This window comes from Comamonas sp. BIGb0124 (assembly GCF_003752175.1).
GTDB lineage: Bacteria > Pseudomonadota > Gammaproteobacteria > Burkholderiales > Burkholderiaceae_C > Comamonas_F.
Genome location: NZ_RJVF01000009.1, coordinates 597957 through 617776, shown reverse-complemented (window position 1 = coordinate 617776; position 19820 = coordinate 597957). Strand labels below are relative to the sequence as shown.

Annotated in this window: 17 protein-coding genes and 1 tRNA gene; 5 read left to right on the top strand and 13 right to left on the bottom strand. The window is 66.2% G+C overall.

The genetic code is table 11. The features are described 5' to 3' along the window. Positions 1-59 precede the first annotated feature (59 nt). From EC845_RS08960 to EC845_RS08920, 9 genes are all read right to left on the bottom strand, one after another. A complete protein-coding gene (locus EC845_RS08960) occupies positions 60-686 on the bottom strand; it encodes a GNAT family N-acetyltransferase (protein ID WP_123297270.1) in 627 nt (208 codons plus the stop codon). A 16-nt stretch (positions 687-702) separates the two neighbouring features. Continuing rightward, complete coding sequence (locus EC845_RS08955; protein ID WP_123297267.1) at positions 703-1977, bottom strand: aminotransferase class I/II-fold pyridoxal phosphate-dependent enzyme; 1275 nt, start codon at positions 1975-1977, stop codon at positions 703-705. A 3-nt stretch (positions 1978-1980) separates the two neighbouring features. Next, positions 1981-3396 (bottom strand): FAD-binding oxidoreductase, encoded by a 1416-nt coding sequence (locus EC845_RS08950; RefSeq protein WP_123297264.1) that lies wholly within the window; start codon positions 3394-3396, stop codon positions 1981-1983. 6 nt (positions 3397-3402) lie between these two features. After that, positions 3403-4545: an Ldh family oxidoreductase gene (locus tag EC845_RS08945; RefSeq protein ID WP_123297261.1), complete on the bottom strand. Its 1143-nt coding sequence runs from the start codon at positions 4543-4545 to the stop codon at positions 3403-3405. A 39-nt stretch (positions 4546-4584) separates the two neighbouring features. Continuing rightward, complete coding sequence (locus EC845_RS08940; RefSeq protein WP_123297259.1) at positions 4585-6276, bottom strand: ABC transporter ATP-binding protein; 1692 nt, start codon at positions 6274-6276, stop codon at positions 4585-4587. Then, entirely contained in the window at positions 6273-7175 is a 903-nt protein-coding gene (locus EC845_RS08935) for an ABC transporter permease (RefSeq protein WP_123297256.1), read from the bottom strand. Before EC845_RS08935 ends, EC845_RS08940 begins: the two co-directional genes overlap by 4 nt. A 2-nt stretch (positions 7176-7177) precedes the next feature. Then, entirely contained in the window at positions 7178-8128 is a 951-nt protein-coding gene (locus tag EC845_RS08930; RefSeq protein ID WP_123297253.1) for an ABC transporter permease, read from the bottom strand. Between the two features lie 2 nt (positions 8129-8130). Next, entirely contained in the window at positions 8131-9825 is a 1695-nt protein-coding gene (locus EC845_RS08925; RefSeq protein ID WP_123297250.1) for an ABC transporter substrate-binding protein, read from the bottom strand. 207 nt (positions 9826-10032) lie between these two features. Then, positions 10033-10719 carry an RraA family protein gene (locus EC845_RS08920; RefSeq protein WP_123297247.1) on the bottom strand — a complete coding sequence of 229 codons (687 nt, stop codon included), beginning with the start codon at positions 10717-10719 and terminating at the stop codon, positions 10033-10035. 259 nt (positions 10720-10978) lie between these two features. On the opposite strand from EC845_RS08920, the gene EC845_RS08915 reads away from it, so the two are divergent. Together EC845_RS08915 and EC845_RS08910 are read left to right on the top strand one after the other, a co-directional pair. After that, positions 10979-12202, top strand: a complete 1224-nt coding sequence (locus EC845_RS08915; RefSeq protein ID WP_158615659.1) for an ABC transporter substrate-binding protein — start codon at positions 10979-10981, stop codon at positions 12200-12202. Next, positions 12160-12612, top strand: a complete 453-nt coding sequence (locus EC845_RS08910; protein WP_123297241.1) for a hypothetical protein — start codon at positions 12160-12162, stop codon at positions 12610-12612. The genes EC845_RS08915 and EC845_RS08910 overlap by 43 nt, the downstream gene beginning before the upstream one ends. 117 nt (positions 12613-12729) lie before the next feature. On the opposite strand, the gene EC845_RS08905 is transcribed toward EC845_RS08910, so the two are convergent. Further along, a tRNA-Ile gene (locus EC845_RS08905) sits at positions 12730-12806 on the bottom strand. A 227-nt stretch (positions 12807-13033) separates the two neighbouring features. Further along, a complete protein-coding gene (gene hrcA / locus EC845_RS08900; protein WP_123297238.1) occupies positions 13034-14068 on the bottom strand; it encodes a heat-inducible transcriptional repressor HrcA in 1035 nt (344 codons plus the stop codon). A gap of 89 nt (positions 14069-14157) precedes the next feature. On the opposite strand from hrcA, the gene EC845_RS08895 reads away from it, so the two are divergent. Genes EC845_RS08895 through rapZ form a run of 3 tightly spaced genes read left to right on the top strand, consistent with a single transcriptional unit; the run spans position 14158 to position 17659 of the window. Next, positions 14158-15042, top strand: a complete 885-nt coding sequence (locus tag EC845_RS08895; protein WP_123297235.1) for an NAD kinase — start codon at positions 14158-14160, stop codon at positions 15040-15042. Positions 15043-15044: 2 nt separating this feature from the next. Next, a complete protein-coding gene (gene recN, locus EC845_RS08890) occupies positions 15045-16715 on the top strand; it encodes a DNA repair protein RecN (RefSeq protein ID WP_123297232.1) in 1671 nt (556 codons plus the stop codon). Beyond that, positions 16712-17659: an RNase adapter RapZ gene (rapZ, locus tag EC845_RS08885; RefSeq protein WP_370451271.1), complete on the top strand. Its 948-nt coding sequence runs from the start codon at positions 16712-16714 to the stop codon at positions 17657-17659. Before recN ends, rapZ begins: the two co-directional genes overlap by 4 nt. 57 nt (positions 17660-17716) lie before the next feature. Here rapZ and mutY read toward each other — a convergent pair whose 3' ends face one another. Next, positions 17717-18841, bottom strand: coding sequence for an A/G-specific adenine glycosylase (gene mutY / locus EC845_RS08880; RefSeq protein WP_123298026.1), 1125 nt, complete (start codon positions 18839-18841; stop codon positions 17717-17719). A 106-nt stretch (positions 18842-18947) separates the two neighbouring features. Beyond that, positions 18948-19820: a bifunctional DNA-formamidopyrimidine glycosylase/DNA-(apurinic or apyrimidinic site) lyase gene (mutM, locus tag EC845_RS08875; protein ID WP_123297229.1), complete on the bottom strand. Its 873-nt coding sequence runs from the start codon at positions 19818-19820 to the stop codon at positions 18948-18950.

Sequence of the window (19820 nt, the reverse complement as noted above, 5' to 3'; positions counted from 1 at the left end):
CAGTCAGGGTCGGGCAACCGGAACACCGACCGGTGGCCCCTGGCGCCGCCGAACAGGGCTCAAGCCTGCCGATGACGGGCCACACGGGCCAGGATTTTTTTCTCCTGCTCGTCCTTGATGCGCGCCACCAGTTGGGTAGCGGCTTCCAGCGTCGACGACACTTCGCGCCAAGGCGTTTCGGCGAGCGGCCCTGCCCGCCTGCCGATGTGTTTCTCGAAAGGCAGCGAGCGGAACAGCGCCAGATCGACGGTGGTGTCGAAGAGCGGCCGGTAGCCCAGCGACACATACAGCGCAAAGGCCTCGGGCTGCCGGAAACCGGTGCTGAGATAGGCCCGCGTATAGCCTTGCCGAACGGCACTCTCCTCGAGCGCCGCCATGACGATGCGCGACAGACCCTGACGGCGCCAGGCCGAATCCGTCCACACCCGCTTGATCTCCACGGTCTCGTCGTCGTGGCTCATGTAAGCGCCGCCGGCGATCACCTGGCCGTCGCGGATCAGCAGCAGGAAGTCGCCCAGGGGCGGGACAAAGGCCTGAGGCGGGTACCGGTTGACTTCCGACGGTCCGTTGCTGGCCGTCGTGCTGCGGAATTCCCCATACCTCTGCGCATATTCGGCGTCCAGCGACTGCAGCAGGCGCTGGGCACGAGGATCATCGGGGGTGGTGCGGATGAGTGTGTCGCCCATGGTTTTTCCAGATCGATCAGAGGGCCGTGACGGCGATCGTCGTTTCCTCGTGCGCCCGAGGCGCGAGTTCGAGCAGCGCGACCGCGTCGGCCAGGCGTGCATGCGCACGCTGCAGGTCGTTCAAGCTGGCGGCAAACGACAGGCGAATGAACGGAGACTGCCCATGGGCGTGCCCTGCCACCAGGGCCACCCCGTTCTCGAGGAACCACTCGGCCACGTCCTGGTCGGTCGTCAACACCTTGCCGTCCGGCCGGTAGCGCCCCAGCAGTGCGGAGCAGTCGAGCCAGGCAAAGAACGAGCCCTTGGGCGGATAGACGCTCAGCCCCTCGATGCGGTTGAACTGATCGGCCACGAAGGCCGCGCGTTCACGGTAGGCTTCGCGCGAGGCCGCGAGGAAATCGCCCGCCACACCCGACAGCGCCGCCAGCGCAGCCGCCTGCCCCACCGAAGACGGTGCCGAGGACACCTGCGACTGCACCGCCTCGAGCGCCTTCACCAGGCGGGCAGGCGCCAGCGCCCAGCCCACTCGCCAGCCGGTCATGGCATACGTCTTCGAGACACCGTTGACGACCAGGATGCGGTGACGCAGGTCGGGCGCGACTTCCAGCAGGCTGGGCGCGCCTTCGGGTGCGAAGACGATGTGTTCGTAGATCTCGTCGAGCATCACCAGAACATGGGGATGACGGCGCAGCACCTCGGCCAGCTCCAGCAGGCGGGCGCGGCTGTAGATCGCGCCGGTCGGATTGCTCGGCGAGTTGATCAGCAACCACTTGGTGCGCGGCGTGATGGCCTGTTCGAGCTGCTCGCCGGTCAGCGTGAAGTCGTTGGCCTGTGTGGTCGCCACCACCACGGGCTTGCCCCGGTTGATCTGGATGGCCCCGATGAAGGTCGACCAGTAGGGACTCGGCAGGATGACCTCGTCGCCTTCGTCGAGGGTCGCCTTGTAGGCATTGAAGATGACCTGCTTGCCGCCGTTCGAGACGATGACTTCGTCGATGCCGAAACGCTGGCCGAGCTTGGCCGAATAATGGTCGGCGACGGCCTGACGCAGGGCCTTGGTGCCGCTGGTCGGGGTGTACTTGGTCTTGCCGGCGGCCAGGGCCTCGACGGCGGCTCGCTTGATCGGCTCGGGGGTATCGAAATCGGGTTCGCCGGAGGTCAGCGAGATGATGTCGCGACCTTCGCTGCGCAGCTTCTCGGCCAGTTGGCCCGCTTGCGCGATAGGGGAAAGAGCGACATTCCGCAAGGCGGAAGACAGCAGGGAATCCGCAAACGTATTGGACGAGGACATGGCTTAGAGAACTTTCCCGGGGTTGAAGATGCCCTGCGGATCGAGGGCTGATTTGACCTTCTGCATGAGCTTGATTGCGACGGCATCCTTGTAGTCGGGCAGGATGGCGCGTTTGATCTGTCCGATGCCGTGTTCCGCGCTGATGGTGCCGCCGTGGCGATGCACCGAGTCGTAGGTGATGCCGTGCAGAGCGTCCTCCTGCGCGAACAGCTCGGCCAGCGACTGCCCTGGGGCATGCGACAGGTTGTAGTGCAGGTTGCCGTCGCCCAGATGGCCGAAGATCATCGGCCGCAGGCCGGGCGTGTGGGCCTGCAGGCGCCTGGCGTTGCTGGCGAGAAATTCCGCGATGCGCGAAACCGGCAGGCCGATGTCGTGCTTGATGTTCGCGCCGTCGCGCCGCTGTGCCAGACCCAACCCCTCGTGACGCAGCCGCCACAGCGACCGTGTTTTCGACGGGCTGTCCGCAATCACGGCATCCCTCACTTCTCGGCTTTCGATCGCCGGCTCGATCAGGGCCGCCAACCGCACCTGATCCTGCTCCTCGTCGTCGAAGCCCGAGACTTCGAGCAAGGCATACCATTGATCTTCGGCAGCGGGCAAGGGCAAGGCGATCTCGGGCACATGGCGTGCCACCAGGGCATAGATGGGCCCCGATATCAGTTCGAAAGCCGTCAGTGCCGGACCGAGCCTGGCCCGCGACCGCTCGAAGAAGTCGACCACGGCGGCGATGCTGCCGAAGGACAGAAAGGCCGTGGTCTGCGAGGACGGACGCGGAAACAGCTTCAGCGTCGCCGCCGTGACGATGCCCAGCGTTCCCTCGGCCCCGATGAACAGGTCCTTGAGTGCGTAACCCGTGTTGTCCTTGCGCAGGCCCGCGAGTCCGTTCCAGACTTCGCCGTCGGCCGTCACCACTTCCAGCCCCAGCGCCAATGCGCGGGTGTTGCCGTAGTGCAGCACCTGGGTTCCACCGGCATTGGTCGAAAGATTGCCGCCGATCGTGCAACTCCCTTCCGAGCCCAGGCTCAGCGGAAACAGGCGGTCGGCCTGCTCGGCCGCGGCCTGAACCTCGGCCAGCGTACAGCCGGCCTCTGCGATCACCGTGTTGTCCTGCGCATCGACCTGGCGGATGCGGTCGAGCCGGCGGGTGGACAACACCACCGCGGCACCCGTCGCATCGGGCGTGGCGCCACCGACCAGTCCGGTATTGCCGCCCTGCGGCACGATGGGGAAACCGTACCGGCGAGCCAGCCGAACCACCCCGGCCACCTGCTCGGTGCTGGCGGGCCGCACCACACAACGCGCCTGGCCCACCAGGCGTCCGTGCTGATCCGCCAGATAACCGGCGGCATCGGTACCCGTCAACACGTGGGCCGGGCCCAGCAGTTCGACGAGCGAAGAATGAAGGGAGTGCTCGCTCATGGCCGTTCAGTCCACAGGATTCAAGACAAAGGGAACACCGGCCCGTGTGCTCACGGCGCGCAGTTGCTCGACCAGAAGACCGGGCAACGGCACGCCGCCGGCTTGCCGCTCGCGCCAATGCGCGGCTTCGAGGTCACCGGGCACCAGCACGGGCAGTTCGGGGTCGGCCGGTACCACCCCGTGCAGGAAGTCGGCCATGCCGGCAACCGAATCCGTGAAAGCACCCAGGCCGACCAGTGCCGCCGGGTCGATCACGATGAAGGAGTGGCCGATGTTGGCCGGCGCATCCGCCAGAGACGGATCGGCGGCCGTGGCGGCGGCAAACGCGCCGCCGTTGAGGCTGGCCCCGACGATCTGCGCGAACAGACCCAGCCCATAGCCCTTGTGGCTGGCCAGCGTCTCGTTGCTGCCCAGCGGCGTCAGGCCGCCGCCCTGGCGTTCGAACAGACGGGCATGCGCGGCCTGCGGATCTTCCACCGGCTGCCCGCCCTCGTCCACCACCCAGCCCGCCGGGATCGGCTGATCGCGCAGCGCACGCACCCGGACCTTGTTGGCCGCGCTGGTCGAGGTCGCGATGTCGAGCACGACATCGTCGCGGCCCTCGCCGGCCGGTACCGCCCAGGCGATGGGATTGGTGCCGAGCACCGGAACGCTGGCACGCGTGGGCACCACCAGCACGCCCTTGGCCGAGCTGGTGACGATGCCGATCAGACCGGCTTCGCTGGCCAGCCGTGCATAGACACCGGCCGCACCGAAGTGATGGGAGTTGCGCACACCGGCAAACGCGATGCCGTGCAGGCGGGCCTGCGAGATCGCATCCTGCATGGCCGCATGGGCAACCGGATGGCCCAATCCGGCCTGCCCGTCCCATAAGGAGGTCGCCCCGAATCGCCGGACCCGCACCGGCTCGGCCGCCACCACCAGTCCCTTGCCCCGCAGCCGGTCGTAATGCGGCAGCATCGAGATGCCGTGCGAATCCACGCCCAGCAGATCGGTCTGCACCATCAGGCGGGCCGTCACTTCGGCATGCGCCGCCGACATGCCCCAGGCCTGCAGCACGGCCACGATCTGCTCGCGCAGTTGCGCTGCGGGATAACGCCGTTCTTGTTCTTCCGCCGGCTGGGTAGCGGGATGAGTCTTTGAATTCATGGAGGGGGAAAGGCTTCGATGGGACACGACAACCGGGTTTCAGGCCCGCAAGGCCACGGGCTCGACGGCTTCGCTGCGCTCGTGTGCCAGACGCCGTCCCGGCACGGCGGCCAGCAGATCCTGGGTGTAGCGTTCGGCAGGCGCACCGAAGATCGAGGCCGCAGGGCCCTGCTCCACCACCGTTCCCTGCCGCAGGACCACGATGTCGTGGGCCACGGCGGCCACCACGGCCAGGTCGTGCGAGACCAGTACGTAACTCACGCGCAGTTCGTGCTGCAGTTCGGCCAGCAGCGCCAGAATCTGGGCCTGCACCGACACATCCAGCGCAGACACGGGTTCATCGAGGAACAGCAATTCCGGCTTGAGCGCCAGCGCCCGCGCGATCGCGACCCGCTGCCGCTGCCCGCCCGAGAGTTCGCGAGGCAGGCGGCCGAGCACGGCACGCGGCAGTTGGACCTGGTCGACCAGGCGCTGCGCCTCCTGCACCAGCGCCTGCCCCTTGAGCAGTCCGAAAGCACGCAGCGGTGCCACGATGCTGTCGAAGATCGTCAGGCGCGGATCGAACGAGGCATAGGGGTTCTGCTGGACCAGTTGCAGGCGCTGCCGCAGCGGTCTGAATCCCGCGGCATCGAGACGCGTCAGATCGTGCTGTTCATCGAGCATGATGCGGCCCGAGGTCGGCTTGTCCAGCCCCAGTGCCAGCCTCAGCAGCGTGGTCTTGCCCGATCCCGACTCGCCGACGATGGCCAGCGTCTGCCCCGCCTGCACACGCAGCGAGACGCCGTCCAGCGCCTGGAAGGTCTGCGCGGGTTTGCGCCGCAGCCAATCGCCCGTGCCGGGCAGTTCGAACGCCTTGCTGACCGATTCGAAGCGCAGCACCTCGCGCGCCGGTTCGCCGAGGCCGATCGGTGCGGCCTGCGGCACCCGCCAGGCCGGTGCGGCCTGAAGCAATGCCCGGGTGTAGTCGTGCCGCGGGGCCTTGAGCACGGCACCGGGCGTGCCCTGTTCCACGATGGAGCCGGAACGCATCACGAGCACCCGGTCCGCGCGGTCGGCCGCCACGCCCAGGTCGTGCGTGATGATGAGCATGGCGATGCCCTGGCGGCGCACCAGCGCCTCGAGATGATCGAGGATGCGCCGCTGCACCGTGACGTCGAGTGCAGAGGTCGGCTCGTCCGCGATGAGCAGTCGAGGACGTCCGGCCAATGCGATCGCAATCAGCACCCGCTGGCGTTGTCCGCCCGAGAGCTCGTGCGGGTACTGGCGGACACGCAAGGCCGGCCGGTCGAGCCCGACCTGCTCCAGCAGTTCGAGCACGTCGGCATCGAGCACCCGGCCACGTGAACCGCGCACCCGCTGCACCACCTCGCCGACCTGGCGGCCGATGCGCATGGTCGGGTTGAGCGCGACCATCGGATCCTGCGGCACCAGCCCCACCGTGCGCCCGCGCACCTGGCGCCAGCGCGTCTCGGAGTAACGCGTGGCATCCTCGCCCGCAATCGAGACCGAGCCGCCGACGATCTTGGCATTCGGGGCCAGCAGCCCCATCAGCACACTCGCCAGGGTCGACTTGCCCGAACCCGACTCCCCCACGATCGCAACCGTCTCGCCCGCCGCGATCGACAGGCTCACGCCGTTCACGGCCTCGACGGTCTGCTCGCGGCTGCGGTAATGCACACGCAGGTCACGCACGGCGACCAGCGCCTGTGCTTGCACATCGGGCAGGCTCATGACTGCAACTCCTCGAGTGTCTTGGCAATGTGGTTCAGGCTGAACACCACCACGGCCACGAACAGGCCGGGCAGCAGCGAGACCCAGGGCGCGGTCATCAGATAACCCCGGCCTTCCGCAATCAGCGTGCCCCATTCGGCCGCCGGCGGCTGTGCACCGAAGCCCAGAAAACTCAGCGCCGCCACGGCCAGCACCGCACCGCCGAACTCGAGGATCGCCAGCACCGCCACGGGCCCCGACGAATTGGGCAGGATGTGGGTCCAGACGATGTTCAGCCAGCGCGTGCCGCTCAGGTGCGCGGCCTCGATGTAAGGCAGGGCCTTGACCCGCAGCACCTCGGCCCGTGTGGTGCGCGCGAAGGCAGGGATGCTGCCCACGCCCACCGCGATCGCCACCTGCAGCGTACCGAAGCCGATGGCCGTCACGATGGCCAGCGCCAGCAGCAGGGCCGGGATGGCCAGCTTCACGTCCACCAGACGCATCAGCACCGCATCCACCCAGCCGCCCATGAAACCCGACACGACCCCCAGAAACAGTCCCGCCACAGCCGCGATCACGATCGCCAGCGCCGTGGCCTGGATGGTCAGCCGCGAGCCGTAGATCACGCGGGTGTACAGGTCGCGTCCCACATGGTCGGTGCCGAAGAAATGGCTCGCCGACGGCACCAGCAGCTTCGAAGCGGGGGCCGTCGCATACGGGTCGTGGGACGAGAATGCACCGGGCACCAGCGCGGTGCCGATCACCAGCAGCACCAGCAGCACCGACAGCGTGAAACCGGGCCGGCTCACGAGTACGCGCAGCACCTCGCCCAGACCCCTGCGCCAACGCGCCCCTCGCCCCGTCGGCGCTCCGTCCTCGTTACGCACGGCCAGATGCAGCCCGGAGGGAATTTCAGCCATGATCAGTTCACCTTCACGCTATGACGGACGCGCGGATCGAGTACCAGGTAGAGCAGATCGACCACCAGGTTCACCAGCACAAAAGCCGCCGCGGCAATCACGACGATGGCCAGCACCACCGGAATGTCCTGGGCCAGCACGGCCTCCTGCGCCAGGCGCCCGATGCCCACGCGCGAGAACACCGTCTCGGTGGTCACCGCCCCCGTCACCGTGGCACCGACCAGCAGTCCAAGAATGGTCAGGGTCGGCAGCGCCGCGTTCTTCAGCGCATGGCGCGTGTAGACCGCGAAGTGCGAAATCCCCTTGGCCTTGGCCGTCTGGATGAAAGGCTCGCGCATCGTGTCTTCCAGGCTGCGGATCAGCACCTGGGCCAGCATCGCGGCCGACGGCAGCGACATGGTCAGGCTCGGCAGGATCAGGCTCTTCCACCCGTTCGATCCGCTCGACGGCAGCCAGCCGAGATTGAACGCCACCAGCTGGATCAGCAGCAAGCCGACCCAGAACGACGGCAGTGAGACCCCCAGCACCGGCAGGCGGCTCAGAAACACCTTGAGCGGCCGCCAGCGCACGTAGGTGGCCGTGATCGCGATCGCCAGCCCCAGGATCAGCGCGAACAGCACCGAGGTCGCCCCCAGCAGCGCCGTGCTCGGCAGCCGCGAGAACACCATGTCGTTGACCGACTGGCTCTTGGTGGCCGAGGTGCCGAAATCGCCGCTCAGAATCCCCGTGAGATTGACGAAGTACTGCTCCACCGGCCCGCGTGTCAGACCGTAATAGGCCTTGACCTGCTGCAGTTCCTCCGGCGAGAGCGCATCGATCTGCTGGTCGTTGGTGGCCAGCAGATAAACCAGCGTATCGCCCGGCAGCACATACAGGATCAGATAGGTCACGGTATAGGCGGCCCACAGCACCAGCACGGCCTGCAGCACCCGCCCGACGATGTAGCGCAGCATGCTTACTTCTCGATCCAGATGTCGTTCACCTGCAGGAAGCTTTCCCCGCTGAACGCCACGCCATGGACCTTGGCCGAGACGGCCGCCTGCTGCGTGCGCGCAAACACCGGGAAAAAAGCGTTCTCGGCCAGGATCAGGTCCTGCACCTGTTCATAGACCTTCTTGCGGGCCGCCGTGTCCGGCTCGGCCAGACCCTGGTCGAGCAGTTGCTGCAGCTTGGCCTGCGTCGCCTCGCTGAAACGATTGCGCGTCACCGCAGAACCGGAATAACGCACATCCGAATGCGACTGGATGACCGCCGGATCGCCGCGGGTCAGCACGCCGCGGTGCAGGTCGTAGTTGCCGGCCACATAACGGGCATTCGCGTCGCCTGCCGTCACCGGCAGCAGTTGCAGATCGAAGCCGGCCTGCTTGACCTGATCCTGGATCAGCACGTCGCCCGGCTTTTCTTCGGTGATCGGATACACCACCGTCAGCTTCTTGCCGTCCTTGTAGCGATAGCCGTCGTTGCCGACTTTCCAGCCCGCATTCTCCAGAATCTCGGCCGCGCCCTGGGTGTCGTGTGCCAAGGCGGCGGCCTGCGACTTGTAATACAGCGTCGACGGCTCGATCACCCCCTCGGCCACCGGAAAATGGCTGCCGAAGATGGTCGCGGCGTAGGTCTTGCGATCGATCGCTTTCTGGAAAGCCTGGCGCACGGCCGGCTCGGCAAACGGACGGCCGTTGCCCACGTTGGGGTACAGGCTTTCGGTGATGCCCGGAATCGACCGCTGGATGACCTGCAGCCCGCGGCTGGTGATGTATTTGTAGTCCTCGTTGGCGAACGGATCGCGCGGCCAGGCGATATCGATCTCACCCGACACCACGCTGCCCACCCGATTGCTGCTCTCGGGGATATAGCTCACGCGGATCTCGTCGAGAAAGGCTTCGCCCTGGTTCTCGCTGGCGCCCGAGGCCCAGTGGTAGCCCGGACGCTTTTTCAGCACGATGGTCGACTCGGGCGCGTATTCCTGGATCACGAAGGGGCCGGAGCCGATCAGCTTGCCCAGATTGCGGTCCTTGATACTGGCCTCGCGGTAGGTCGCCGGCGCCAGGATGCCCAGGTTGGTGGTCGATGTCGCTTGCAGGAAAGCCGCATTCGGCACCTTGAAATTGACCTTGACCGTGTAGGGGTCGACCACCTCGGACGACACATACCCGTCGATGTACGACTTGCCGAACGCGGTCGGCAGTTCCTTGAGCAACGCCACGTTCGAATCGAAGGACAGTTTCACCGCGGCCGCATCGAACTTCTCGCCATTGCTGAACGTGACGTCGTCACGCAGGTGGAAGGTGTACTGCGTGGCGTCTGCATTCAGTTCCCAGCTCTTGGCCAGCCAGGGGATGATCTCGCCGGTCTTGGGGTTCTGGTCGGTCAGCTGGTCCACCACCGCGCGCAGCACCGAGCGATGCTCGATCCAGTAGACCTGGAAAGGATCCAGGCTGACCAGTTGGGTGTTGTCGCTGCGGAAGGCGATTTTCAGCGTGCCGCCGGGTGTGATTTCGCCGGCGGGCGCCGCCGTTGCACCGCTCGACGCGGCCGTGCTCGGCGCGTCGGTCTTGGAGCAGGCGGCCAGCGTGAAGAGGGCCGCGAGCGCCACCAGGCGAGTCGCGATCGACAGCTTGCGGAAAGGAGGAATCGAGAGTTCGGATTTCATGACGATGGATGGACGTAACCGAAAGGAAAAGGGTGACTCGGGCTAGAAAACCGGAACCGATAAAGGGAATTCGATTTCCTGTTTCCGCATCATCAGGAAATCCGGCCCGAGGGAAAACATTCCCCACGGCAGAAGGCGCAGGAAATTCTAGGAGGGGCTTGCGCCGAGCCTAAGGCCGATTTATGAATATGAATATCTGGCCGGCCCTCAAAGCACCTCGTCCCCTTGCAGTACACCCGAGGCCCTGAGAGCGGCCGTCAGCCATGTCGAGGCGGTCTGCCCGCGGGCGATTTCCTCGAGCCGTGCCGTTTCGGCGGCCACTTTCCTTTCGGCGAGCAGCAGCAGATCTTCGGCTTTCTCGCGCGCGATCACCACCACGCCATCGGCGTCGCCGACGATCAGATCGCCCGGATGCACCGAGGTGCCGCCGGCCGACAGGGGGTGATTGATCAGTCCGGGCACAAACTTCGTGGGCCCTGCCGGATTGAAGCCGGCACTGAAAACCGGAAAACCCAGCCCGAGCAGCTCGAGGCGGTCTCTCACCGCGCCGTCGACCACGACGCCGCCCAGCCCGATCTTGCGGCAAACGCTGATCATGATCGCGCCCATGAGTGCCGCCGTCTGGTCGCCCTTGCCGTCGATCACCAGAATGTCTCCGGGCCGGGCCAGCGCCATCGCCGCGTGGATCATCAGGTTGTCGCCGGGGCGAACCTCCACGGTGATGGCAGGGCCGGCGAGTTTCATGCCGTGATGAACCGGCGCAATGCGCCCATGCATCGTTCCACGGCGACCGGCGACGTCCGCCCAGATCGCCGCCTGAAAAGCGGATGCCCGGGCGACGACTTCGGGGGCCACCCGAGTGACATCGCGGACGATTTGACATGAATCGCTCATCGTTCGATATTCAGCGGAAACCGCTTTGGCAAGGGATTTTCAAAGGCATCGAATCTAACCCATCGAAATCCCCTGGCGCCTGGAATATACAAATATCGATACAACACGAACGACTAAGCAAAACATCGTTCCTGCATAGAATCCGGCAGCGTCATGGCGTCCTGCCCAGCAGTTTCCACCGAACGATTCGAATATCGATATGTCTTTTTCAAATAGCCCTTTCAAAACCACTTTCCGACGGCACCTGCATCGCCTCGCGGTGTTTTCATGCATCGTCACCCTCGCCGCTTGCTCGAAATCGAACGACACTGCCGAACGGCATAGCGCCGAGACCGCCGGCCGCAACGACGCGCAAATCCAGCAGGGCGGCACGCTCAAGGTGGCCTTCCGCAGCGACAACACCCAGCTGGTCAGTCTCGATCCCTTCCAGGTGTATTGGGTCGAGCACCGCAATGTGCTCAGAGCGGTCGTCGACCAATTGACCGATCAGGACCCCAAGACCGGCGAGATCATTCCCTGGCTGGCCACGCGTTGGGAAATCAATCCGAACGCGACACAGTTCACGTTCTTTCTTCGTGACGACGTGACCTTCAGCAACGGCGAGAAATTCGACGCCCAGGCCGTGAAGCTGGCATTCGACTCGAATTCGGCCTTGCTCAAGGAGCTGCCCATGGCCATCGGCAAATCCTACGTCGACGGTTATGTGTCCACCGAGGTCGTCGATGCCTACACCGTCAAGGTCAATTTCAAGAATCCCAATGCCGCGTTCCTGCAGGCGACCTCGACCACCAACCTGGGCATCCTGGCCCCGGCTTCCTACAGGGACCACGGCGTCAAGGACCGCAATCTGGGCAAACTGATCGGGTCCGGCCCCTTCACGCTCGAGGAGTACACCCCCGAGACCCGGGTGGTCCTGAAGAAACGCGAAGGTTATGCCTGGCCCTCGGCGGTCAGCGACAACAAGGGGGCCGCCTATCTGGATGAAATCCAGTTCACCTACATCCCCGAGAACGGCAACCGGGTCGGCAGCGTCGTCTCGGGCGAGATCGACATCGCCTGGCCCCGGGATCCCTTCACGGACGAGGAGTATCAGTACATCGCCAGCCGCGGCTTGACGCTCGTTCAACGCGCCCGTCCCGGCATCACCGAAAGCCTGTACCCCAACGTGAACAACGGCAGGCCGTTCTCGGACCCCCTGGTGCGCGAGGCTTTCCAGAAAGCCATCGACCGGAAAAGTTATGCCTCCACCTTCTTCGGCAATCATTACCCCGTGGCCGAAGGCGTGATCGAGCCGTCGACGCTGTACTACAAATCCCAGGCGCAGAACCTGCAGCATGACCCCCAAGCCGCCAACGCACTTCTTGAAAAGGCCGGCTGGAAACTGCGCGAGGATGGCTACCGTTACAAGAACGACGAAAAGCTGACGGTGGTCTACCCCTCGTGGACGGCAAAGCGGGCGACATCCTGGTTCAGGATCAGGTGAAAAAAGTCGGTTTCAACATGGTGCTGCTGCCGGTGACCGCAGGCGATGCCAGCAATCGATTCATCGCCGGCGACTACGACCTCAGCCGTGGCGTGCTGTCCAGAGGAGACCCCGTGGTCATCCAATCGCATTCGGATGTCCGTTACTCCGGATCGGCCATCGCCAGGAATCGCTTCACGCCAGAGGTCCAGGCCCAACTCCAGGTGTTGCTCGACCGTGGCGCGGCCGAACCCGACACGGCCATCCGCAGAGGCTTCTACGAAGAGGCGCAGGACCTGATCCTCAGTGAGAACGGCTTTTTCCCGGTCTATGCGCGAGCCCAGCATGGCGCGATCGGAAAACAGGTGCACGGCTACAAGCTCACCGGCGATGCTTTCCTCAATGTGAACGACATCTGGATTTCGAAATAATCTGGATTTCGAAATCGCATGAGCGGGCACCGGGCCCGCTTCGTCGCATCGCCACGATCGCAAAGAAAAAAGGCCTACCGCGATGGCGGTAAGCCTTTGTTTTTTCCAGTTTTCAGATGGTAGGCCGTGCTGGGCTCGAACCAGCGACCAACGGATTATGAGTCCGCTGCTCTGACCAACTGAGCTAACGGCCCAACGTGAAAACTCGCGCACGCCACGACGGACGTTTGCGCGGACCGGACGGCATCCCCAGCGGGCGGCACGCGGTCCAGGCGGCATTGTAGTGGCTTGCCGGGGCGGCTCCGGCAAAGCGGTCCAGGATGCGGGCATTTGATAGTCAACCGGCCCGAGCGGCCCTGCGGCCCACGCCAGTCACCCGCAACGCACCGGTGCGGCAACGGTGGGCGCGGCCGCGCGCCGCTCAACCGCGTCCGGGCGGCGGTTGATGGCTGAGCGCGTTGCCCACCATCTTGGCGGTGATGTCCACGATCTGGATCATGCGGTCGTAGTGCATGCGCGTGGGGCCGATGACGCCCAGCGTGCCCACGATCTGGCCGTCGACCGCATAAGGCGCGCTGACGATGGAGAGCTCTTCGACCGGCACGATGTGGCTTTCGCCACCGATGTAGATCCGCACGCCCTGGGCCTGGCTGGAAATGTCGAGCAGGCGCAGCAACTGGGCTTTTTCCTCGAAGAGGTTGAAGGCCCGGCGCAACTGGTTCATGTCGGTCGAGAAATCGCTGACCGACAGCAGGTTGCGTTCGCCGGAGATCACGACCTCCTCTTGCGCCTGGCTCATGGCTTCGCTGCTGGCCTGCACCGCAGCCTGCATGAGCGATGCGATTTCGCCGCGCAGATTGTCGATCTCGCTTTGCAGCCGAATGCGGACTTCGTCCATGCCCATGCCGGCAAAGTGTGCGTTGAGGTAGTTGGCGGCCTCGATGAGCTGCTGCTGGGTGTAGTCGGCTTCGGTAAAGATAACCCGGTTCTGCACATCGCCGTCGGGGGCTACGATGATGACCAGCAGGCGGCGTTCGGACAGCCGCAGGAACTCGATATGACGGAACACCGAGGTTCGGCGCGGCGCCATGACGACGCCGACGAACTGCGACAGGTTGGAGAGCAGGCCGGCGGCGTTGGCGATCACCTTCTGGGGCTGGTCGGGCACCAGGCGCTGGGTCGACCAGTCCGGGCTGCCCGCAGCCGCCGACTGGTCGGCGGTCAGCATGGTGTCGACGAACAGACGGTAGCCGCGGGCCGTGGGTATGCGTCCGGCCGAGGTGTGGGGGCTGACGATGAGCCCGAGTTCCTCGAGGTCGGCCATCACGTTGCGGATGGTGGCAGGCGACAGATCCAGGCCCGAAGCCTTGGAAAGCGTGCGCGAGCCGACGGGCGTGCCATCGGCAATATAACGCTCGATGAGAGCCTTGAGCAGCAGCTTGGAACGATCATCCATGACACTTCGATTGTATGCAGTGAAGCACCCGCACGGGATCGAGTTCGATACTGTCTTTTTCCACAGCTTATTTGTGCTTTAATTTCGCCATGAATATTCAGTTCCAGCATGTTGCGCTCATCGGCAAATACCAGGCGGCGCAAGTCGACGCGGCCCGGCAGTTGCTCGAGGAAGTGGCAGCCTTTGTCCAGGGTCTGGGCTGCGAAGTCCACATCGAGCAGGACACGGCCCGCCACACCGGCATCCAGGGCCACTCGGTGCTGGATGTGCAGGGCATCGGCGCACGCTGCGACCTGGCCCTGGTGGTCGGCGGCGACGGAACCATGCTGGGCATCGGCCGGTTGCTGGCCCCGTTCGACATTCCGCTGATCGGCATCAACCAGGGCCGCCTGGGTTTCGTGACCGACATTCCGCTCAAGGATTACCAGAACGCCCTGCCCCCCATGCTGGCGGGTGCCTACGACGTCGACCGGCGCGGCCTGCTCTGGGCCCGGGTGATGCGCGGCGGCGACTGCGTCTTCGAATCCTCGGCCATGAACGATGTGGTGGTCAACCGCGGCGCAACCTCGGGCATGGTCGAGCTGCGCGTGGAAGTCGACGGCCGTTTCGTGGCCAACCATCGCGCCGACGGCCTGATCGTGGCCACGTCCACCGGCTCCACGGCGTACGCCCTGTCGGCCGGCGGTCCGTTGCTGCATCCGCGCGTGGGCGGCTGGGTGCTGGCGCCGATCGCTCCCCACATGCTGTCGAACCGCCCCATCGTGCTGTCCGACCAGAGCGAGGTCACCCTCGAGGTCGTGGCCGGCCGCGACGTCAGCGCCAGCTTCGACATGCAGTCCCTGGCCACCATCGTGCTGGGCGACCGCATCGAGGTGCGCCGTGCCGCCCACGAAGTGCGGTTTCTGCACCCCGTGGGCTGGAGCTATTTTGACACCCTGCGCCGCAAACTGCACTGGAACGAAGGTACTAGCTGATCATGGCCATCAAACGCCTGGCTCTCAAGGATTTCGTGATCGTCGACGCGCTCGAGCTCGAGCTCGAAGACGGCTTCACGGCACTGACCGGTGAAACGGGCGCAGGCAAGTCGATCCTGATCGACGCCGTGCAGTTGCTGCTCGGGGCCCGCGCCGACCCCGGCGTCGTGCGCGACGGCTGCACACGCGCCGAGCTCAGTGCCGAGTTCGACAGTGCGCCCGCCGTCTCGGCCTGGCTCGAGGCCAGCGGCTACGAAGCCGCCGACACCCTGCTGCTGCGCCGGCTCATCGACAAGGACGGCAAATCGCGGGCCTGGATCAACGGCAGCCCCGCCACGGCCACCCAATTGCGCGAGCTGGGCGGCATGCTGGTCGACATCCATGGTCAGCACGCCTGGCAAAGCCTCACCCAGCCCGACTCGGTGCGCGATCTGCTCGACGCCTATGCCGGCGTGGACACACGGCCGCTGCAGGCCGGCTGGTCGGCCTGGCGCACGGCGCAGCAAGCCCTGCAGGCGGCCGAGCAGGCCCAGGCCACGATGCAGACCGAACGCGAACGCCTGATCTGGCAAATCGGCGAAGTGGGCAAGCTGGCGCCGGGCGCGGACGAATGGACCGAGCTGCAGGCCGAGCATCTGCGCCTGTCGAACGCACAGAACCTGATGGATGCCGCCGGCGGCGCGCTGCAGGCGCTCGAAGCCGATGCCGAAGACGGCGGCGAATCCGCCGGCGCGCTGCGGCTGCTGAGCCAGGCCCAGGGCCTGCTGGCCCAGGCCCAGGACGCCGAACCGGCCTTTGCCGCTCTCGCCGACATCCTGGCCCAGAGCCTGGCCCAGGCCGAAGACGCCGCGCACAGCCTGCACACCTATCTGCGCAAGAACGGTCCCGACCCCGAGCGGCTGGCCGAGCTGGACGAACGCATCGCCGCATGGCTGGCCCTGGCCCGCCGTTTCCGGCGAATGCCCGAGGATTTGCCCCTCCTGCTGTCCGAATGGCAGGACGCCCTGGCCCGCCTCGATGCAGCGGCCGACCTCGACGGCCTGCGCGCCGCCGAGGCCCGTGCGAGTCAGGCCTACCTCAAGCTGGCGCAGGGGCTGTCCGCCCAGCGCCGCTCGGCCGCACCCCGTCTGGGCAAGGCGATCACCCAGGCCATGCAGGGCCTGGGCATGCAGGGCGGCTGTTTCGAAGTCGCGCTGTCCCCGGCCCCTCATCCCACCTCGCACGGTCTCGAGAACGTCGAGTTCCTGGCCGCCGGCCACGCCGGCAGCCGCCCGCGTCCGGTGGGCAAGGTGGCCTCGGGCGGCGAGCTTTCACGCATGGCGCTGGCCATCGCGGTGACCACCAGCCGCTTCGGCACGGCCCAGACGCTGATCTTCGACGAGGTCGACTCGGGCGTCGGCGGTACGGTGGCGCAAACCGTCGGCCGGCTCATGAAACAGCTGGGCATCGACCGCCAGGTGATGGCCGTCACCCACCTGCCCCAGGTGGCCGCCTGTGCCGACCACCACCTGGTGGTCCACAAGCAGCTCAAGGGCCGGCAGACCATCAGCACCATCAACAGCGTGATCGAGGAGCAACGCGTCGGTGAAATCGGCCGTATGCTCGGAGGCGAACGCCAATCGGGTACCACCCTGGCGCATGCCCGAGAAATGTTAGGAGCAAAGACCCCGTGAGTACCGCCGGCCCCCTCGACAAAGCCGCCCCCCCGTCCCCTGAAGCCGCCCCGCAGCTGGAGCTGGTGCTCATCACCGGCATGGCTGGATCCGGAAAATCGGTCGCCGTCCGTGCCCTCGAAGACGCCGGTTACTACTGCGTGGACAACCTGCCGCCCGAGCTGCTGCTGCCCTTCGTCGACATGCAGGCCGCCGCACGCCGCGAGCGCGTGGCCATCGCGGTCGATGTGCGCAGTGCACATTCGTTGCACCTGGTCCCCGGTGTGCTGCAGAGCCTGCGCGCACGCGGCGGGGTCATGGTGAAGACGCTGTTCCTCGATGCGGCCACGGCCACGCTGGTGCACCGTTTTTCCGAAACGCGCCGGCGCCACCCGTTGTCGAGCCAGCAGCTCGACAACGACGCCCTCGACCTGCAGCGTGCGCTCATCGACGCCATCGAGATCGAACGTGAGCTGCTCGCCGACCTGCGCGAGCAGGCCCATGTGCTCGACACCAGCATCATGCGTGCGGCGCAATTGCAGAGTTATGTGAAGGCCTTGCTGACGCTGGAAGCCACCGCCCACGAAAGCCTGGTGCTGGTCTTCGAGTCGTTCGCCTTCAAGCGCGGCATTCCCATCGATGCCGACTATGTCTTCGATGTGCGCATGCTGCCCAATCCCCACTACGAGCCCGAGCTCAAGCGGCTCACCGGGCGCGACGAACCGGTGGCGCTTTATCTCCAGCGCCACGACAGCGTGGGCCAGATGCAGGCCCACATCAGCGGCTTCCTGCGCCATTGGCTGCCGCTGCTGGCCCAGGACCAGCGCAACTACGTCACGGTGGCCATCGGCTGCACGGGCGGCCAGCACCGGTCGGTCTACCTCGTCGAACAGCTCAGCAAGGCCTTCAGCGGCGACTGGAACACCCTCAAGCGCCATCGCGAGCTCGACCAGCACAGCAGTTGAGAACACTCGCCCCGCCCGGGCCCGCCGGGAGACGACGGCCTGCCGGCGCGATCGACCTCAGAACAGGCGCGTCTGACCGTCGCCCAGCAGCTTGGTGATCGGCGCCGGCATGCCCGTCGATGCGCGCTGCGCCGCGTCCACCCAGCGTCCGGGCAAGGCAGGATCGGCCGCGCCTTCGGGCCAGTCGTGAACCACCGGATGCAGGTGCAGGTCCTTGTGGGTGAGCACGTGCGTGAACATGGGCAGGAAATGCAGCCCGGCATCGCCCACCTCGCGCCCCACGCTGGCGGCCAGGTCGGCTGCCTCGTCGAACAGCGGCAGGCAGAACAGTCCGGCCCAAACCCCGGGCACAGGACGCTGCGACAGCCAGACGGCACCATCCGCGCGGCGCAGCCACAGCAGCCACAGGGTCTGCGACGATCGTTTGAGCACACGGCTCTTGATGGGGAAACGCGTCGGCTCGCCCAGGCGGTAGCCTGCGCACAAATCTTGCACCGGACAGCGGGGACAGTCCGGACGCTTGGGTGTGCACAGCGTGGCGCCGAGATCCATCTGCGCCTGCGTGTAGGCAGGCATGGTGCGAGCCAGGTTCTCTCGCGGCAGAAGGCGTGTCGCGATATCCCACAGGGCACGGGTCGCGCGGGCCTGGGCCAGGTCGCCTTCGTAGGCCAGCACACGGCTCAGTACCCGTTTGACGTTGCCGTCGAGAATCGCCACGCGCTCACCGAAACAGAACGCGGCAACGGCGCTGGCGGTGGAGCGGCCGATGCCCGGCAGGGTCTCGAGCTGCTCCGCGCTGCGCGGAAACTCGCCGCCGAAACGCGCCACGACGTCTTGGGCGCAACGGTGCAGGTTGCGCGCCCGGCTGTAGTAACCCAGCCCGGCCCACAGCGCCAGCACGTCGTCCAGCGGCGCGGCGGCCAGATCGGCGACGGTGGGAAAGCGGTCCAGGAAGCGGGTGTAGTAGTCCAGCACGGTGCTGACCTGCGTCTGCTGCAGCATGATTTCCGAGAGCCATACCCGGTAGGGGTCCTGGGTCTGCTGCCAGGGCAGGGCATGGCGCCCATGCACCCGTTGCCAGTCGACCAGGCGGCCGGGAAATGCCGCCAACCCCTCGGGCGGCCCGGTCAGGGCAGAGGCGGCAAGGGCGGGAACGTGCTCGGCGTAAACGGTGTCGGACATGCCGGTCATGGTGAGGAAAAGCGGCGCCGTCGAAAGAGCGCCTGCAGGTATCGAAAAGGAATCGGACAAACGACCGGGAGGACAAGGCGGTGTCGGCGACGCCCGCTCAGGCCTTCTGGCATTGCGGGCAATAGTAGGTCGACCGCTGGCCCTGCACGATCTGCCGGATGGGACTGCCGCAGATGCGGCAGGGCTGACCGGCGCGATCGTAGACCATGGCTTCGAGCTGAAAATAGCCGCCCTGCCCCTGCGCGTTCTGGAAGTCGCGCAGTGTACTGCCGCCGCGCTCCACGGCACGGGCCAGCACGTCGCGGATGGCGCGATGCAGCCGGATCGCACGCGCCAGGCTGATGCGGTGGGCCGACGTGGTGGGCCGGATGCCCGCGAGGAACAAGGCCTCCGAGGCATAGATGTTGCCGACCCCGACCACCACGTCGCCCGCCAGCAGCACCTGCTTGATCGGGGCTCGCCGCAGCTTGAGCCGGGCGTGGAAGGCCTGGGCATCGAACGCGTCGGTGAGCGGCTCGACACCCAGGCGGCCCAGCAGCTTGACGGCCACCGGATCGTCTTGCCCGCGTGCCCACACGACGGCGCCGAAGCGGCGAGGATCATGCAGGCGCAGCCAGCCGCGGTCGGTGTGCAGGTCGAAATGATCATGGTCGCCGGCCGGCGGCAGCGCGTCGGCAAAGCGCAGGCTGCCCGACATGCCCAGGTGCAGCAACAGCACATGGGGTTCCGGAGAGGCATCGGCCACGGCCGGCAAGGCGGCACCGGCCCAGGCAACGGAAGGCTGGATATCGAGCAGCAGGTACTTGCCCCGCCGCCGCACGCCCAGCACCTGGGCACCGACCAGTTCGCTGGGCTCGCAGCCCAGCGGCCAGCGCAGCGGTTTGCCCAGGCGCACGCCCAGGACGCGCGCGCCCTGGATCCGGTCGGCAAAACTCAGGCGCGTGACCTCGACTTCAGGTAATTCAGGCAT